The organism is Acidovorax sp. GW458-11-26-14-TSB4 (assembly GCF_059423865.1).
Genome location: NZ_JBWKYR010000006.1, coordinates 132,389 through 149,097, shown reverse-complemented (window position 1 = coordinate 149,097; position 16,709 = coordinate 132,389). Strand labels below are relative to the sequence as shown.

Annotated in this window: 20 protein-coding genes; 9 read left to right on the top strand and 11 right to left on the bottom strand. The window is 68.4% G+C overall.

The genetic code is table 11. The annotated features are described in order from the left end of the window. Positions 1 to 116: 116 nt before the first annotated feature. A complete protein-coding gene (locus AC07X5_RS15000; protein WP_494770798.1) occupies positions 117 to 329 on the bottom strand; it encodes a hypothetical protein in 213 nt (70 codons plus the stop codon). 268 nt (positions 330 to 597) lie between these two features. On the opposite strand from AC07X5_RS15000, the gene AC07X5_RS14995 reads away from it, so the two are divergent. After that, positions 598 to 819, top strand: coding sequence for a hypothetical protein (locus AC07X5_RS14995; RefSeq protein ID WP_409962994.1), 222 nt, complete (start codon positions 598 to 600; stop codon positions 817 to 819). Between the two features lie 67 nt (positions 820 to 886). On the opposite strand, the gene AC07X5_RS14990 is transcribed toward AC07X5_RS14995, so the two are convergent. The 5 genes from AC07X5_RS14990 to AC07X5_RS14970 form a co-directional block, all read right to left on the bottom strand. After that, complete coding sequence (locus tag AC07X5_RS14990) at positions 887 to 1,519, bottom strand: response regulator (RefSeq protein WP_007857152.1); 633 nt, start codon at positions 1,517 to 1,519, stop codon at positions 887 to 889. A gap of 50 nt (positions 1,520 to 1,569) precedes the next feature. Beyond that, complete coding sequence (ligD, locus tag AC07X5_RS14985) at positions 1,570 to 4,098, bottom strand: DNA ligase D (protein WP_494770797.1); 2,529 nt, start codon at positions 4,096 to 4,098, stop codon at positions 1,570 to 1,572. 21 nt (positions 4,099 to 4,119) lie between these two features. Beyond that, the gene (ku, locus tag AC07X5_RS14980) at positions 4,120 to 5,103 is read right to left on the bottom strand and encodes a non-homologous end joining protein Ku (RefSeq protein ID WP_494770796.1); all 984 of its coding nucleotides are present in this window, start codon (positions 5,101 to 5,103) and stop codon (positions 4,120 to 4,122) included. 13 nt (positions 5,104 to 5,116) lie between these two features. Beyond that, positions 5,117 to 5,296 carry a DUF3606 domain-containing protein gene (locus AC07X5_RS14975; protein WP_409962988.1) on the bottom strand — a complete coding sequence of 60 codons (180 nt, stop codon included), beginning with the start codon at positions 5,294 to 5,296 and terminating at the stop codon, positions 5,117 to 5,119. A 118-nt stretch (positions 5,297 to 5,414) separates the two neighbouring features. Then, positions 5,415 to 5,807: a hypothetical protein gene (locus AC07X5_RS14970; RefSeq protein ID WP_409962986.1), complete on the bottom strand. Its 393-nt coding sequence runs from the start codon at positions 5,805 to 5,807 to the stop codon at positions 5,415 to 5,417. Positions 5,808 to 6,131: 324 nt separating this feature from the next. On the opposite strand from AC07X5_RS14970, the gene kaiC reads away from it, so the two are divergent. The 5 genes from kaiC to AC07X5_RS14945 are packed head-to-tail and all read left to right on the top strand — an operon-like array spanning position 6,132 to position 11,928. Then, positions 6,132 to 7,892, top strand: coding sequence for a circadian clock protein KaiC (kaiC, locus tag AC07X5_RS14965; RefSeq protein WP_494770795.1), 1,761 nt, complete (start codon positions 6,132 to 6,134; stop codon positions 7,890 to 7,892). 4 nt (positions 7,893 to 7,896) lie between these two features. Then, a complete protein-coding gene (locus tag AC07X5_RS14960; protein ID WP_494770794.1) occupies positions 7,897 to 8,247 on the top strand; it encodes a circadian clock KaiB family protein in 351 nt (116 codons plus the stop codon). 5 nt (positions 8,248 to 8,252) lie between these two features. Further along, positions 8,253 to 8,594 (top strand): circadian clock KaiB family protein, encoded by a 342-nt coding sequence (locus AC07X5_RS14955; protein ID WP_494770793.1) that lies wholly within the window; start codon positions 8,253 to 8,255, stop codon positions 8,592 to 8,594. Beyond that, complete coding sequence (locus AC07X5_RS14950; protein ID WP_494770792.1) at positions 8,591 to 10,900, top strand: ATP-binding protein; 2,310 nt, start codon at positions 8,591 to 8,593, stop codon at positions 10,898 to 10,900. Before AC07X5_RS14955 ends, AC07X5_RS14950 begins: the two co-directional genes overlap by 4 nt. A gap of 44 nt (positions 10,901 to 10,944) precedes the next feature. Then, positions 10,945 to 11,928 (top strand): acyl-CoA dehydrogenase family protein, encoded by a 984-nt coding sequence (locus AC07X5_RS14945; protein ID WP_494770791.1) that lies wholly within the window; start codon positions 10,945 to 10,947, stop codon positions 11,926 to 11,928. Between the two features lie 30 nt (positions 11,929 to 11,958). Here the strand turns inward: AC07X5_RS14945 and AC07X5_RS14940 are convergent, their stop codons facing one another. From AC07X5_RS14940 to AC07X5_RS14920, 5 genes are all read right to left on the bottom strand, one after another. Beyond that, a complete protein-coding gene (locus tag AC07X5_RS14940) occupies positions 11,959 to 12,219 on the bottom strand; it encodes a hypothetical protein (protein ID WP_409962332.1) in 261 nt (86 codons plus the stop codon). Positions 12,220 to 12,402: 183 nt separating this feature from the next. Further along, positions 12,403 to 12,615, bottom strand: a complete 213-nt coding sequence (locus AC07X5_RS14935) for a hypothetical protein (protein WP_494770790.1) — start codon at positions 12,613 to 12,615, stop codon at positions 12,403 to 12,405. Positions 12,616 to 12,780: 165 nt separating this feature from the next. Next, positions 12,781 to 13,038, bottom strand: a complete 258-nt coding sequence (locus AC07X5_RS14930) for a hypothetical protein (protein WP_494770789.1) — start codon at positions 13,036 to 13,038, stop codon at positions 12,781 to 12,783. Positions 13,039 to 13,061: 23 nt separating this feature from the next. Continuing rightward, entirely contained in the window at positions 13,062 to 13,739 is a 678-nt protein-coding gene (locus tag AC07X5_RS14925) for a glycosyltransferase family 2 protein (protein WP_494770788.1), read from the bottom strand. A gap of 28 nt (positions 13,740 to 13,767) precedes the next feature. Then, complete coding sequence (locus AC07X5_RS14920) at positions 13,768 to 14,010, bottom strand: hypothetical protein (RefSeq protein WP_494770787.1); 243 nt, start codon at positions 14,008 to 14,010, stop codon at positions 13,768 to 13,770. A 222-nt stretch (positions 14,011 to 14,232) separates the two neighbouring features. Here AC07X5_RS14920 and AC07X5_RS14915 point away from each other — a divergent pair, with 222 nt between their 5' ends. Genes AC07X5_RS14915 through AC07X5_RS14905 form a run of 3 tightly spaced genes read left to right on the top strand, consistent with a single transcriptional unit; the run spans position 14,233 to position 16,699 of the window. Continuing rightward, positions 14,233 to 15,303, top strand: coding sequence for an acyl-CoA dehydrogenase family protein (locus AC07X5_RS14915; RefSeq protein ID WP_494770786.1), 1,071 nt, complete (start codon positions 14,233 to 14,235; stop codon positions 15,301 to 15,303). Next, positions 15,291 to 16,085, top strand: coding sequence for a PIG-L deacetylase family protein (locus AC07X5_RS14910; protein ID WP_494770785.1), 795 nt, complete (start codon positions 15,291 to 15,293; stop codon positions 16,083 to 16,085). Before AC07X5_RS14915 ends, AC07X5_RS14910 begins: the two co-directional genes overlap by 13 nt. Next, positions 16,082 to 16,699 carry an SAM-dependent methyltransferase gene (locus tag AC07X5_RS14905; RefSeq protein ID WP_494770784.1) on the top strand — a complete coding sequence of 206 codons (618 nt, stop codon included), beginning with the start codon at positions 16,082 to 16,084 and terminating at the stop codon, positions 16,697 to 16,699. Before AC07X5_RS14910 ends, AC07X5_RS14905 begins: the two co-directional genes overlap by 4 nt. The last annotated feature ends 10 nt before the right edge of the window (positions 16,700 to 16,709 follow it).

The window sequence follows — 16,709 nt, the reverse complement described above, 5'->3', positions numbered from 1 at the left end:
TGCGCAGCACGCGCTGGTGGGTCAAGGGCGTGACCGTCGTGAATTCATTGTTGTGGGCTTGCAGCTAGACGCCCAACTCAACCAGTGCAGCCATGCGTTGTTCATCCATGGCGTGGTCAGCATCCCCGGTACAGCCAGGCCTCGAAGCGGTTACCCAGGCATTGCCCGAGTTCGCTTTGCGGAATATCTGCGGTGGTGGAGAGTACCTTGGCAGGAATTTCGTCCCCCTCCACCAGACCCACGGCGGCAGAAGCGCCATGGGCGACCATGGCCAAACCTGCACCGATAAAAGACACGGCGCTGGCCGCAGGGCGGCGTTGCTGGAACATGGTGACCTCCAAGCGGTTTCGAGAGAGCATCATGTTCCCTGGCCAACAGGCGCTGACCTGTAGGAGAAGTGGCAGAGCACCAGTCATCAGGGGAGGACGTTCATCCCCCTCTTTCATCGTCAACGCGGGAGCTGGTGAGCGCTGGACGGGGCGGCCTCCTGGCCTCCACCCTGGCCGGCATCACCGCCATTGTCTTACCCCGCGTACCGTGGCGCGCTGAAAGAATGGATGCGTCCGGCGGATATCGCCCGCCAAGCAGGAGCAAGCCATGAACACCCATACCACCCCGTCCCCTTCCTCGTGGCCGTTCCCGGCTGCCGATCATTTCAGACGCCAAGCCGCCACCACACGCCCGGAGCCCGAACATGAGGAACAGGACGACACCCCGGACCATGTGGAGCAGGAGCTCGTGGACGAGCAACTCGAACGCGACCGAAACGCCTCGCGGGCCGTGGACAGCAAGATTCCCGGCCGCAGCGCCCCACAGTGAAGGCGCCCGCGGTCCACGCAGGGGCGCGGCGGCGGAGGCAGTGAAGCCCCTGCCCCGCCGACCGCGCTCACTGGATCAGATTGTTCTTCAGTGCGTAATAGGTCAGGTCGCTGTTGGAATCGAGGTGCAGCTTTTCCATCAGGCGCGTGCGGTAGGTGCTCACGGTCTTGACGCTCAGCGACAGGTCTTCGGCGATCTCGCCGACGTTGGCGCCCTGGGCAAGCTTGAGGAACACCTGGAACTCGCGTTCCGACAGGTGCTCGTGCGCTGGCCGCTCGCCGGGGCGATTGAGCTGCTGGGCCAGCAGCTCGGCCACGGTGGGCGTGAGGTAGCGCTTGCCCAGCGCGATGACGCGGATCGCCTCGACGATCTCGGAGGGCTTGCACTCCTTGTTGAGGTAGCCGCTCGCGCCCTGGCGGATGAGGTTGATGGCGTAGTGCTCCTCGGGGTAGCCGCTGAGGATGAGGATGCCCATGTCCGGCGCCTTGGCGCGCAGCATGGACATGGCGTCGAGCCCACTTTGCCCGGGCATGGCCAGGTCCATCACGAGCACGTCGATGTCGTGCTCGCGGATCAGGTCGATGGCTTCGCGCCCGTTGCCGGCTTCTCCTTCCACCCGCAGGTCCACATGGTCGGCCAGGAACTGGCGCAGGCCTGCACGAACGATTTTGTGGTCATCCACGATGCCGATCTTGATCATTTTGGTTTTTTCTATGGTTGATGAGAAAGCTGAAATGGGGTGAATTCGGTTCAGTCCTTGGCGCTGTAGCCCAGCAGGCGCATCGCGCCCGACAGGGATACCGCGGCCGCTGCATAGCCGTCCCAGGGGGCATTGCCCTGGCGCAGGCGCTCGCCCACGGTGCGAACGGTCCAGTGCGCCCCGCTGGTGAGCATGTCCAGTTCCTTCCAGGCCACGGGCACCGAGATGCCCATGCCCTCGCGCGAGCGCGCGGACCAGGCGCTCACGGTGGTGGCGCCGCGCCCGTTGCGCAGGTAGTCCACGAAGATCTTGCCGACGCGGTTGCGCGGGCCGCTCTTGGCCACGAAGCGTGCCGGAATGGTCTCGGCCAGGTGCTGCACCACGGCCTGCGAGAAGCCCTTGACCGCGGCCCAGCCCTGCAGGCGCTTGATGGGCACCACCACATGCAGGCCCTTGCCACCGCTGGTCTTGAGAAAGGCCGGCAGGTGCAGCTCCTTGAGAAGCACCTGCACCAGTTGCGCGGCCTCCTGTACGTCCTCCCAGGGCACGCCCTCGCCCGGGTCCAGGTCGAAGGTGATGCGGTCGGGCCGCTCGATGCGGTCCTTGCGCGCATTCCAGGTGTGGAACTCCAGCACGTTCATCTGCGCAGCCGACAGCAGGCCTTCGGGCTTGGCCACTTCGAGCAGCGGCGCATGGCCTTCATCGAGAGCCGGGTCCAGCAGCGCCACGCCGTCCATCGTGCCCCTGTCGATGTGCTTCTGAAAGAACAGCTCCCCACCAACGCCATCGGGCGCGCGCACCAGCGAGACGGGCCGACCCTTGAGGTGCTCCAGCATCAGCGGCGCCACGGTCGCGTAGTGGCGCACCAGTTCGATCTTGGTGATGCCGGACGCGGGGTCGATCACGCGGTCAGGGTGCGAGATGCGCAGCGCACCGTGCAAGCCCACAGCGGCCTTGGCCTTCGTGCCGGCCTTGGGCGCCGCGGTCTTCTTCGCCTGCTTATTTTCGATGGCAGCCATGGCCTCGGGCTTCTCCTGGACGATGGCCCGGGGCGGCTTGTCTGCCCTAAGGCCGTGGAACACCGAATGGCGGATGCGCCCTTCCTTGGTCCACTCGGCGAACGACACCTCGGCCAGCAGGCGCGGCTTGACCCAGTGCGCCTTCTTTCCGGTGGCAGCGCCCTCGGGGAACGGGCTCTTGGTGGTGTACAGCGCAGTGAGCCGCGTGGCCAGCTCCTGCAGGGTGCGCTCGCTGAAGCCCGTGCCCACGTTGCCGGCATAGCGCAGCGCGCCGTCGTCGCCATGCACGCCCAGCAGCAGCGAGCCGATGCCGGTGCGCGAGCCCTGCGGGTCGGTGAAGCCGGCGATCACGAACTCCTGGCGGTGGCTGCACTTGAGCTTGATCCAGTCGGCATTGCGCCGCGAGGCATAGGGCGCGGACTTGCGCTTGCCGATCACGCCCTCGAAGCCCAGGTGGCAGGCCGAGGACACGAGATCGGAGGGCTTGGCCTCGAAGCCTTCGCTGAAGCGCACGCGCCCGGTCTTCACCTGGTCCACCAGGGCGCGCAGGCGCTCGCGCCGCTCCACCACCGGCATGCTGCGCAGGTCGTGCCCGTCGGCATAGGGCAGGTCGAACACGTAGTACACCAGGTCCTTGGCCATGTTGGTATCGAAGGCGTTCTGCAGTGCCTGGAAGTCGGGGGTGCCATGGGCGTCCACCGCCACCACCTCGCCATCGACCCAGCCCGATTGCAGCGGCAGCTCGGCAATGGCCCGGGCCAGCTGGGGCATGCGGTGCGTCCAGTCGTTGCCGTTGCGCGTGAACAAGCGCACGGAGCGGTTGTGCACACGGGCCAGCAGGCGGTAGCCGTCGAACTTGAGCTCCCACAGCCAGTCGCTGGTGTCGGCCGGCGGTTTGTCCACCAGTGTCGCCAGTTGGGGCGCCAGGGTGTCGGGCAGCGGCACCTTGGCCAGCTTGGCGGGCGGAGCGTCGGCGCGGGCGATGCCGGCAGGCCCGGGCGGCGCCAGGGGCGCGAGCGCGGTCACGCTGTCGGGCATTTCCTCGACGATGCTGAACTCGGCTGCGGGCCGCTCGAAGTGGTCATGCTCCTTGATCAGCAGCCAGGGCGTTTGCTTCTCGCCGCCCTTGCCGTGCATGCGCACCAACGTCCAGTGGCCTTGCAGCTTGTGGCCGTGCAGTTCGAACTTGAGCTTGCCCTTGCGGTAACCCTCGGCCGCGTCACCTACCGGCACCCACCAGCCGCGGTCCCAGACGATGACCTTGCCAGCGCCATACTGCTTGGGCGGTATCTGGCCCTCGAAGCTGTTGTACGAGATCGGGTGGTCTTCCACCTGCACGGCCATGCGCTTGTCGGCCGGATCCAGGCTCGGGCCCTTGGGCACGGCCCAGCTCTTCATGGTGCCATCGAGTTCCAGGCGCAGGTCGTAGTGCAGGCGGCTGGCCCAGTGTTTCTGGATCACGTACTGCAGCGCCTCCGCGCCCACTTCGCCACCATCGGCTGGCTCGGGCGTGACGGCGAAGTTGCGCTTCTTTTTGTAGAGCGCGAGCGAGTCGGTCATGTGCGGGTCTTTGGCCATGGTTCAGGCCGCGCGGCGTCCAGGCGCCTTCCGAGTGGCGGTCTTTTTGGCCGGGATCTTCTTCGCCGAGGCCTTGGCGGTCACCTTGCGTGCGGCCGGCAGCGGGGTCACCGAGGCCGCCGCCTTGCCTCTGGGTGCCGCCCCTGCGCCCTTGCCTTCCAGGCTGCGCTTGAGCAATGCGGTCAGGTCCAGCACGTCGGCACCTGCCGGGGCGCCTTCCCTGGCGCTGTCCACCTTGACGACCGTGGCGGTCTCGCCCGCGGCCACCTTGCTCTCGACGAGCTTGTGTATCTCCAGCGCGAACGAGTTGCGGAACGCATCGGCATCCCAGGCCTGGGTCATGTCCTCGATGAGCTGCAGCGCCATGTCCATCTCGGCCGGCTTGATGCCCGCGGCCTTGGCGTCGAGCGGCGGCAGGTTGAGCTGCTCGAACGAGCGGATCTCGCCGCCCCAGCGCAGCAGGTTCAGGATCAGCGCGGGCCCGCACGGGATCAGCACCGCCAGGTGCTGCCTGGTCTGGATCACCACCTTGGCCACGCCCACCTTGTTGCTCTGGCGCAGGGCCTCGCGCAGCAGCGCATAGACCTTCTCGCCACGCTTGAGCGGGGCTGTGTAGTAGGGCCGCTCCAGGTACACGAAGGGGATCTCGTCGGCGTCGAGAAAGGTCTCGATCTCGATGGTCTGGGTGATCTTGGGGTAGGCCGCGGCGATTTCCTCGGGCGTGAGCACCACGTAGTGCCCGTCCTCGTACTCGATGCCCTTGACGATATCGGCCGTGGCGATCTCCTTGCCCGTGACCTTGTTCACGCGCTTGTAGCCCACGGGCTCCATGGAGCGCTTGTCCAGCCAGTCGAAGTCGACCCCCGAGCTCACCGTGGCCGAGTACAGGCCCACGGGAATGTGCACCAGGCCAAAGCTGATCGCCCCCTTCCACATCGTGCGCGTGGAGGTGGGTGCCTTGCCTTCGTCTTCTTTCGCACGGGCCATCGGGCTACCCTTGTCAGCGGGCGTGGCTCAGATACTCGCGCACCTTGTCGGCCGAGGAGCCGACGGCCGCCACGGCCTCGCGCAGCTGCGCCTCGGTCACGCCCAGGCTGTTGCTCCAGTCGCGCACTTCGTACTGCTCGCTGAGGTTGATGAAATGGCGGTCCTGAACGGTCTTGTCCTTGTCGTCGCTCATGGCGCTTGTCCTTTCCAGAGGGTGGTCTGGAAAGTAACACCCGGCTACGATCGCCCTTGTAGGACAGCAGCCGCTCCGCCTCCCGGCAAATTGCCCGCCTCGGCCCGTGGCACGGGGCTCAGGCGGACTGCAGGCGTATGTTCAGGTGCGGTCCGGCCGTGAGGTCGAACACATCGGCACGCGCCAGGTCGGGGCTGTGCTGGAATTGCGTTTCGACGTATTCCGCCGTGAGCCGGCCGGCAATGGACTCCAGCAGGGCATGGGCGCTGTCCAGGCCGCCAGCAGTGAAGCCGTTGCCCTCCAGCGTGTAGCCGTAACGCCCATTGCGGTGGGTGACGAGCGCCAGAGCGACCAAGTGCCCTTCGGTATCGCCCGCGTACACCCGGCCTCCGGGAAAAAAGAGGGTGTAGCACCGCACTTTCTGCAGCTGGTCGTGGCCGGGTGCGTGGGCGATGGCGATCTCCTTGCCGCGGGCGGCTTGATAGGCATGGATGCCGACGATGGCAGCCAACCATGCGGCAAATTCTGCGGCTTGCCGTGCATGCGCGCAAGTGCCCGCGTCCTGCATGCACATGGGCTGATGTCCTACATCGATGTGCAGTTGGCACTCTTCTCGCACTGTGGGTACCAGCCTCCTTCGGGCCTCATCGCCAGCGCTGTCGCGCCGCTCTATCCGGCTGCGTCCTACAGCGGCGCGCACTGCAATTTCTTACGATCCCGTGCATCGGTGGCAACGCCACAGGCGGGCGGCTCGCGCTGCATGCACCTGAAGTGCCGGTTTCCACATTGGCAACCTGGTTCCCTTTCGTTCCATCGATTTCTTGATCCCGCCAAGATGGCTACCACCACCCGCCGCAAGAAACGAAGCCCCCCGCCGGTCTTCGGCATTGCCAAGACGCCCACCGGCATTTCCGGCCTTGACGAGATCACCGAGGGCGGGCTTCCCACCGGGCGCCCCACCCTGGTCTGCGGCGCTGCAGGCTGCGGCAAGACCATGCTGGCAGCTGAGTTCCTGGTGCGGGGAGCCACCGTCTACGGCGAACCCGGCGTCTTCATGATGTTCGAGGAATCGGCCGACGAACTGGCCGTGAACATGCGCTCGCTGGGCTTCGACCTGGACGCGCTGCAACGGCAAAAGAAGCTGGCGCTGGACTTCGTGCGCGTGGAACGCAGCGAGATCGAAGAAACCGGCGAGTACGACCTCGAAGGCCTGTTCATCCGCCTGGGCTATGCCATCGATTCCATCAAGGCCAAGCGCGTGGTGCTCGACACCATCGAAGCGCTGTTCGCGGGCGTTCCCAACCACGCCATCCTGCGCAGCGAGCTGCGGCGCCTGTTCCGCTGGCTCAAGGACAGGGGCGTGACGGCCATCATCACCGCCGAGCGCGGCGAGAGCGCCCTCACCCGCTATGGCCTGGAAGAATATGTGGCCGACTGCGTGATCCTGCTGGACCACCGCATCGCCGAGCAGGTTTCCACCCGGCGCCTGCGCGTGGTGAAGTACCGCGGCTCGGCGCATGGCACCAACGAGTACCCCTTCCTGATCGGGCGCACCGGCTTGTCGGTGCTGCCCATCACCTCGCTGTCGCTGAACCACCACGCGTCGCGCGAGCGCGTTTCCATCGGCATCGCCGGGCTCGACGACATGCTGGGGGGCCGGGGCATCTTCCGGGGCAGCAGCCTGCTGGTGTCGGGTGCGCCGGGCACTGGCAAGAGCAGCATCGCCGCCAGCTTCGTGGACGCCGCCTGCGCGCGTGGCGAAAAGGCCGTGCTCTTCGCCTATGAGGAGTCCGAGAGCCAACTGCTGCGCAACATGGAGTCCATCGGCCTGAACCTGCGCCGCTGGGTGGGCAGGGGCCTGCTCAGGATCGAGTCCACCCGCCCGACCCTTCAGGGGCTGGAGCAGCACCTGGTGCACATGTACGAACTGGTGCGCGCCTTCGGCCCCACCGTGGTCGCGGTGGACCCCATCAGCAACCTGACCTCGCAAGGCGACGATACCGGCCTCAAGATCACGCTGATGCGGCTCATTGACTTCCTCAAGACCCAGGGCATCACGGCCCTTTTCACCAGCCTCACTGCAGACGTGGCCAACACGCCGGTAGCCACCTCGGAGGTGGGAGTGTCCTCGCTCATGGACAGCTGGCTGCTGCTGGCCAACGTGGCCGTCAACGGCGAGCGCACGCGCACGCTGCAGGTGCTCAAGTCGCGCGGCATGCCGCACTCCAACCAGGTGCGCGAGTTCGTCTTTTCGGACCATGGCGTGGACCTGGTGGACGTCTACCTCTTTGGCGACCAGGTGCTCACCGGCACGGCGCGCATTGCCCATGAGGCGCAGGTGCTGGCCGCCAACGACCTGCGCGGGCGCGACCATGCACGCCGGCTACGAGACCTGGCCAACCGGCGCAAGGCGCTGGACGCGCAGATCGAGGCGCTCAACGTGGATGCCCAGGAGCGCGCCGGCGAGGTGCAGTTCGAGATCGAACGCGAGCGGCTGGAGGCCCAGGGCGTGCAGGACCGGGCCCGCAGCATCGCGGCCCGGCGGGGCGCCGGCACCGGCACGCGTTCGAAAAACACCGCTTCGCGCAAGGGCTGATGGAATGGCCCCGACCAGCACCTCCCGCAAAAGCCCGGCGCCTGCCGCCCCAGGCAGCTCCGCTGCGGCATCCTCCAGAACCGAATGGCAGCTGCGACTCTATGTCGCCGGCTCCACACCCCGCTCCGCCGCCGCACTCCACAATCTCAAGCGCCTGTGCGAGACCCACCTGGCCGGGCGCTACAGCATCGATGTGGTGGATCTGCTGGTCAACCCGCAGCTGGCGGCCGGTGACCAGATCCTGGCCGTGCCCACCCTGGTGCGCAAATTCCCCGAGCCCATCCGCAAGATCATCGGCGACCTGTCGAACGAGGAACGCGTGCTCGTGGGCCTGGACGTGAAACCCCTGGGCTGATGGCCATGGCACACACCGCAGCCGCGCCAGCGCGCCATGACCAGCCAGCGAAGGTTTCGCACCAGCACAGCTTTCGGCTCTACGTGAGCACCACCTCGCCGATCTCGCTGCGCGCGATTGCCAATGCGCGCCGCATCCTGCAGGAGGCGTACCCGGGCAACCACCAGCTCACGGTACTGAACATCGCCGAGCATGTGGCGCTGGCACGGGCCGACCAGATCATCGTCTCGCCCACGCTGCTGCGCCTGGCGCCCCTGCCCCAGCGCCGCTTCATCGGCGACCTGTCGGACCTGGACCGGCTGCGCCGCGCCTTCGGCGTGCGCCTGGCGCCGCGGGAGGCCGCATGACGGCCAGCGACTACGGCTCCTTGCCCACCCTGGGCGGCGACGCCAGCCTGGCGGCCGAGAACGCCGAGCTGCGGCTGCGCCTGCAGGAACTCGAAGAGACCCTGCACGCCATCCACACCGGCGATGTGGACGCGCTGGTGGTCAACAATGCCATCTTCACGCTGGAAAGCGCGCACGCGGCTACCGACCAGCTGCGCCAGGACGTGCTGGGCCAAATGGAGGATGCCGTCTTCGCCTTCGACAGCGATGGGCTGGTGATGTACGTCAACACCGCCGCGGAGCGGCTCTACGGTGTGCGCGCCTCCGACGTGTTGGGCCAGCCCAGGCAGTTCATCTTCACCGAAATGCCGGGCAGCGGCGAGCAAAGCGCGGTGCCGGCCGACCCCGGCGCCCTGTCTACTCTGGGCACCGTGCACCGTTTGAACAGCGGCCGGCTGATCGACGTGGAGGCCGTGGTCTCGCCCCTGCGCGGCCCGCTGGGCCAGCCCCTGGGCTCGCTGGCCGTGGTGCGCGACGTCACCCACCGCCGGCGCGCCGAGCACTGGCGCAACATGCTGGCGCGCCTGCCCGAGCGGCTGCGCGAGGTGGGCGCGCTGCCGGCCATCGCGGCCGAAGGCGCGCGCCTGCTCGGCGAGACGTTGCGCGTGGACCGGGTCAGCTACGGCAGCGTCGATGCCACGGGCGAGCTGTGCACCATCGACCAGGACTTCAGCACCCATGGCTTGGGCACGCTGGCGGGCACCTGGCGCCTGAGCGATCTGGCCTCTGCCTCCGATGTGCTGTGGCGCGGTGAACCCCTGGCGGTGGCCGACACTGCGGCGGATCCGGCGCGCTACCCGCAGGGCACGCTCGATACCCAGGGGGTGGGCGCCCTGCTCAGCGTGCCGCTGATCGAGCAGGGCCAGCTCGTGGCCATCGTCTTCCTGCACCACGGTGGCACGCGGGCGTGGACGCGGGAGGAGATCCACTTGGTGCGCGAATTCGCCGAGCGCATCCGCTCTGTCTCCGAGCGGGTGCGCAGTGCCCATGCGCTGGCGCTCAGCGAGGCCCGTCTGCGCGACGCGAACGAGAACCTGGAGGCCGCCGTGGCCGCCCGCACGGGCGAGCTGATGGCGGTAGAGGAAGCGCTGCGCCAGTCGCAGAAGATGGAGGCCGTCGGCCAGCTCACGGGCGGCATCGCGCACGACTTCAACAACCTGCTGGGCGCCGTGAGTGCCAGCCTGCAGGTGCTCAAGGTGCGCATGCAGCAGGGCAAGCTCGACCAGGCTGAGCGCTACATCGCCATGGGGCAGGACTCGGTCAAGCGCGCTGCCGCGCTGACCCAGCGCCTGCTGGCCTTTGCCCGGCGCCAGACGCTGGACCCCAAGGCCACCGACCTCAACCGCCTGGTGGCCGGGCTCGAGGAACTGGTGCGCCGCACCGTGGGGCCGGACGTGCAGGTCGAGTGCACGGCCGCCCAGGGGCTTTGGACCACGCGGGTGGACCCGTCGCAGCTCGAGAATTCGCTGCTCAATCTGTGCATCAATGCACGCGACGCCATGCTTCCCAGTGGCGGGCGCCTGGCCATCGCCACGGCCAACGTCGCGGCAACGGACAGCGCGTTGCAGAGCCAGGGACTGCCTGCGGCCGACTACGTGTGCCTGTCGGTCACCGACACCGGCTCGGGCATGCCGGCGGAGCTGATCGAACAGATCTTCGACCCCTTCTTCACCACCAAGCCCACCGGCCAGGGCACGGGCCTGGGCCTGTCGATGGTGTATGGCTTTGTGCGCCAGTCAGGCGGACACGTGCGCGTGCACTCCGAAGTCGGCGTGGGCACCACCATGCGCCTGTACCTGCCGCGCCACGACGGCCAGGTGCAGGAAGATGCGGCCGATGGCCCCGCCGACACCGTGCAGCAGGGCGAGGGCGAAACCATCCTGGTGGTGGAGGACGAGAGCACGATCCGCGCCCTGACCGTGGAGGTGCTCAAGGAGGCCGGCTACGTGGTGGTCGAGGCGCAAGATGGCAGCAGCGCCCTGCGCACGCTGGAGGCCGTGCGCCGCGTAGACCTGCTTATCACTGACGTGGGCCTGCCCGGCGGGCTCAACGGCCGCCAGGTGGCGGACGCGGCACGGCATGACCGGCCGCAGCTCAAGGTGCTGTTCATCACCGGCTTTGCCCAGAACGCCGCCGTGGGCAACGGCCTGCTGAACGCCGGCATGGAGGTCATGACCAAGCCCTTCGAGCTCACGGCACTGGCCCGCAAGGTGCGCGACATGATGGACGGCCAGACCGAGCGCACCCGGCCCCAGCCCCCTTCCTGAAAAACCACCCCCCTGGAGACAGACCGCATGACGACGCCCACCCGTTGGCTTGGCCGGATGGCCATGAAGACCATGCAGAAGGCCTTGCCCGCCAGGGGCGAAACCAGCAGGCCGCGCTGGAGGCCGGCACGGTGGGCTTCGAAGGCGAGCTGTTCGCGGGCCGGCCGGATTTCGATGCGCTGCTGGCCCGTGGCGCCAATGCTCTGAGCACCCGTGAGCAGACCTTCCTGGACGGGGAGGTGCGCACCCTCAACGCCATGCTCGACGAGTTCGAGATCGACGAGGCGCGTGACCTGCAGCCCGAGGTCTGGCAGTTCCTGCGCAAGCGCAGGTTCTTCGGCATGATCATTCCCGAGGAGCATGGCGGCCTGGGCTTCGGCCACCATGCCCATGCCACCGTGGTGGCCCGCATCGCCAGCGTCAACGTCGCCGCCGCCGTGACGGTGATGGTGCCCAACTCGCTGGGGCCGGCCGATCTGCTGCTGAGTGACGGCACGCCAGAGCAGAAGGCGCACTACCTGCCGCGCCTGGCCGACGGCCGGGAACTGCCGTGTTTTGCGCTCACCTCCCCGTACGCGGGATCGGACGCCGCGTACATCCCCGAAGGCACAACCCCAACTGCTGCCCGTGGCGCGCGTGGCCATGCAGACTCAACTGGCGCGCGCCACGCGTGCGCTGCAGGACCTGCACCGCAACATGCCGTACCGCCTGCTGCTCGCAGGCTCGCGCGGCATCGTGCTGCCCGGCGACACCCGCCTGCTGGAGCTGGCCCGCGCGCTGCAACAGGACCAACAGCTGGTGCAGGCTCTGTGCCCGGATGTCGGTGTGCCCAAGTCGGGGGACTCAAGGACCTGATCCAGGCACTGGAGCTGTCCAGGCCCCTCGCGGGTGAACTGGAGGCCTTGAACAAGGTGCTGCGGCGCACCCGCTCACTGGAGCAAGCGGCGGGGGCTGCAGCCGATCCCGCGGCGGCGCTGGCCTACCTGCATGCTGCGGACCGGGTGATCCAGGTGGACGACTTCGAGTAAGGACCGCCCGCGCCATGGTTGGCGCTGCGGCTACTCGGACGAGTCGGAAGGGGAATGCGGAGCAGCGACCGTGGCCAGCGTCGCGGCCGGAACCGCCTGCACCTGCACCTCCTTGGCCGGGCCCCGCCAGAAGCCAGGGTCCATGCTGTTGGCCAGCACCATGGCCAGCACGACCAGGGCGGCTGCCACCTCGGCGTACAGCAGGCCACGGCTCTCCCACGGAGAAACGGGTTGAGGAAACTCGCCGGCGGGGCGGTGGCCGGAGGTGGCGGGCGCGGGCTGGGTGGTCACGGCATACTCCTGAAAGTAGGTGCTTGAAGGTAACCGGTCACAGGCCCCGGGCTTGTCGGACGGGATGCCCAACGGTGTCGGGCAGGCAAGAAAAGAAACGCAGCCAAGGCCACTAGCGCCAACCCCAACGGTCCCGCAGATCCTCGCTGATACGGCACGGCCTGAGACAGTCGGCGCTGTTGCCTATCCCGTATGAAAGATGGCGGTCACACAGCGCGCGGCCAGCCGTTTCTTGAAGCGCGCCTCGGCCTGTGCGGCTTGCAGCGCGCCGGGCAGCAGGTTCACTGCCTGCGGAAAGCGCATCGGGTTGATGAAGTCCACCAGCAGCAGCACGGTAAGGCTGGGCTTGGGCTGCGGTCGTTTCGCCCGCAGGAAAGAGCCCGCTACCCTTGCCATGGCACTAGTGTCCCGAGTTCGAATTCGTTGAATAAATCTCCTGACAATCGCCGCCATGCGTCGTTACAAATGCGCGCCATGCCACCCGGCATGGCTGTGCTTTGCGCTTAGCCTGGCAGCGATTTCGGCAGATTTCTTTCTTCAACGAACTTCCAACTCAGAACACTAGCGCTCCTGCTCGTCGCGGACCTGGTCGTCCGTCTTGGACAGGCCTCGGATGTTCATGGCTGCCAGGCACACCTGCAGGGCCACCAGCGCCGCGGCGTGCGAATGCAGGCCCCATGCCACCCACAGCACATTGCTGCCCAGGAACACCCAGAAGCCGATGTTGCGGCGCGCGGGCGCTTTCGATCCCACCAGCCAAGCCGCCAGCACCGATGCCGCAAACGCCGGCCACTGCACCCAGTCCATCCATTCGTTCATGGATCGCGCTCCATCGCCGCTTGTTAGAGAACGGCGGGCAGCACGGCCAGCGCGCCGCCCAGCTGCAGCAGCGTGGCACCGAAGCCGGCCGGTGCCCGGAAGTGCTTACGTGCGCTGGTGGTCACGCGGGCACCCGCGGTCCAGGCGATGGACAGACCGCGTTCCTCAAGGCGCTGCACCAGCGCCACGTCCTCGCCGGTGGCCAGGGGCGGGAAGCCCCCGGCTGCGCTGTAGGCCTGCGCGGTGAGCCCGAGGTTGGCGCCGTGGATGTGGCGGTGGCCATCGCGGTCCTGGTAGAGCGCGTCGAACTGTGCGCGCACGGCATCGCCATGCGGGCTCCAGTCGCGCACCTGCACCGTGCCGCAGACGGCATCGGCCTGCTGGCACAGCTGCTGGGAAAGCCAGTTGGGCGCCACCTCGCTGTCGGCGTCGGTGAAGGCAAGCCAGCGCGCGCCGGCTGCAAGTGCCTGCTGGGCGCCGAGGGCACGTGCAGTGCCCACGTTGCGCGCCTTGCATTCCATGGTGTGGGCTCTCTGCGCAGCAGCCACCTGTGCGGTGCCATCGCTGCAGTCGTCGAGCACCACGATGACCCGCACTGCCTCGCCCGCGAGCGCCGGGCAGGCCGCCGCGCGCGCCAGCGACTGCAGGCACGCTGCAAGCTGCGCCTCTTCGTTGTGCGCAGGGACGATGACGGCAATCATGGGCCAAACGCCGCGCGGCCTTGGGGCGTCATTCCGACGAATCGGTGTTTGCTGCCAGCGTCGCGGCAGGGGTGGCCTGTACCACCGCTTCGCTGCCCGCTCCTGACCAGAAACCCGGTTCCATGCTGTTGGCCAGCACCAGTGCCAGCACCACCAGGGCGCCCGCCACCTCGGCATACAGAAGTCCAGGGCTTTCCCATGGCGAAACAGGCTGCGGAAATTCGCCGGCAGGGCGGCGGCCAGGCGTGGCGGGGGGGGGCTGGGTGGTCACGGCATGCTCCTTGTGGATGGGTGCCTGAAAGCTAACCGGCGCCACCGGGCCCATTTGTCAGACAGCATGCCCAAGCGCTGTCGTTGCGGTCAGCAACGCCACGCCACGTGGGTGTGCAAACGGCTCGGGCAACTGTCCCACAGCACGGGCCGCTGCCTGCCGACCGGCCAGCCCGCGTGCCGCCGCCACAGTGGGCTGATCCGCAAAGAAAAGGCTGTTCGCATGTCCGCCGTATCCCCCATCCGCCAGCCCCACATGCCGTTCGCCCTGTCCGCCCTCGCCCAGGCCTTGCCCGCTCTGGCTGCGCTGCCCGTCGCGGCGCAGTTGCGGCAGTTGGCGGGCCAGGGCCTGGCCCACCTGCCGCCGCCAGGTGCGGGCCAGACCTTGCAGCGCTGGCGGGCACTGGGCCGCGTGGCGCAGCACGACCTGTCGCTGGCCAAGCTGTACGAAGGGCATACCGATGCGCTGGCGATCCTGCACGCACTCGGGGACGGCCGCTTTCAGTCGGGCGACGAGGAGACCGCAACGTGGGCGGTGTGGGCCGCCGAGGCGCCGGGCCAGCGTGTGCGCGTGGTTCCACAGGGCCATGGCGGGTGGGCTACGTTGTCGGGCACCAAGGCCTGGTGCTCGGGCGCGCAAGGGCTCAGCCATGCGCTGCTCACCGCCTGGCTGCCAGGGCAGGAGCAAAGCCAACTGGTGGCGGTACGACTGGACCATCCCAGCCTGCACATGGACACCGGCGCCTGGCAGGCCGTGGGCATGGCCGACACCTTGAGCGCCGAGGTCACGTTCGACGGCACCCCGGCCAAACTGGTGGGCGGGACCGGCGACTACCTGCGCCGCCCGGGCTTCTGGCACGGCGGCGCCGGCATTGCGGCCTGCTGGCACGGCGGCACGCTGGCCGTGGCCGATGCGCTGTACCACGGCATGCGCAGCGTGGCCCCCAACCACCCCGGCTTCGCTGGGCGTGCAGCGGCCTTCGGCAGGGTGGACCGGGTGCTGGCAGGAACGGCGGCGCTGCTGCAGCAGGCGGCTGCCTGGATCGACGCGCATCCACGCGCCGATGCCATGGCGCTGGCGCTGCGCCTGCGCCAGACGGCCGAGGTCGCAGCGCTTGCCGTGCTGGAGGAAACCGGGCGCGCCCTGGGGGCCACACCATACTGCCGCGATGCCGTGTTTGCCCGCGCGGCGGCCGACCTACCGGTCTTCATCCGGCAAAGCCATGGTGTACGCGACGACGCGGCGCTGGCCAGCGCAGTACTGGCGCAGGAGGACTACCCATGGGCATGGTGATCCCTGGGGCCACGGCCCCAGGCCTGGACCCCGCACCCCGTTTCATCAGCACACCGCGCGTGGCCACGCGGTTCTGGGAATCCTGGCTGCTCCAGGAGGGGATTGCCCGTGTCGACGCCAGCGAGCTCGTGGGCAGATGGCAACGCCTGGTGGTGGTAGCGCCACACCCCGATGACGAGGTGCTGGCCTGCGGCGCCCTGCTGCAGCACCATGTGGCCCATGGCGGCGCCTGCCTGGTGGTGGCGGTGACCGACGGCGAGGCCAGCCACGCCGGCACTGCCGGGCACGACGCCCTGGCACTGGCCCGGCAGCGCCGCGATGAGAGCGCCGCCGGCCTGCAGCGCCTGGGCGTGCCGGAGCAGGCCGTGCAGCGGCTGGGCCTGCCTGACGGCCGGCTGCAGGCTGCCACCGAGGAATTGCGTGCCCGGCTGGCGGCATCGGTCCAGCCTGGCGACGTGGTGCTGACCACCTGGCGCCTGGACGGACACCCGGACCACGAAACCTGTGGCCGCGCCTGCGCCGCCGTGTGCGAAGCGCAGGGCGCCAGCCTGCTCGAGGCACCAGTGTGGATGTGGCATTGGGCCGAACCCTGGGACACGCAGGTGGACTGGACCCGCCTGTGCGGCGTGGGCATCGACGCTGGCGTGCAGGCGCTCAAGCTACAGGCCCTGGCCGCGCACCGCTCGCAGCTCCTGCCACGCTCGCCCACCCTACCCCCGGTGCTGGACCCGGCACTCATCGAGCGCGCGGGCTGGGACACCGAGTACTTCTTCACACCATGAATGCAGCCGCCACGCAGAGCATGTTCGATCCCCTGTTCGCCCAGAGCCCCGACCCCTGGCACTTCGAGGGCAGTTGGTACGAGGCGCGCAAGCGCGGGCTGCTGCTGGCCAGCCTGCCGCGGCTGCGCTATGCATCTGCGTTCGAGCCGGGCTGCGCCGGTGGCTTCGTCTCGGAGCACTTGGCGCGGCGCTGCGACCGCCTGTTGGCCTGGGACGGGGCAGCACGCGCTGTGGCCCATGCGGCCCGCCGCCTGCAAAACCAGCCCGGCGCTCAGGCCGCACACGGCTGGGTACCCGACCAGTGGCCCGAGGGCGCTTTCGACCTGATCGTGCTGGGCGAACTGCTGTACTACCTCGACGAGCCCGGCATAGAACGCCTGGCACAGCGCTGCCGCGCCACCCTGCTCGCGTCCGCGCCCGGGGCCACACTGGCTGCCTGCCACTGGCTGCACCCGTTCGAGGGCTTTCCGCTGGGCGGTGCACGCGTGCACGACCTCCTGCAAGAGCATCTGCAGATACCGCGCATCGCGCAGTGGCGCGATGCGGACTTCTGCCTGGATGTCTGGTCCACCGACCCGCAGAGCGTGGCCCAGCGGGAGGGGCGCCGGCTCTGACGCCGCTTGG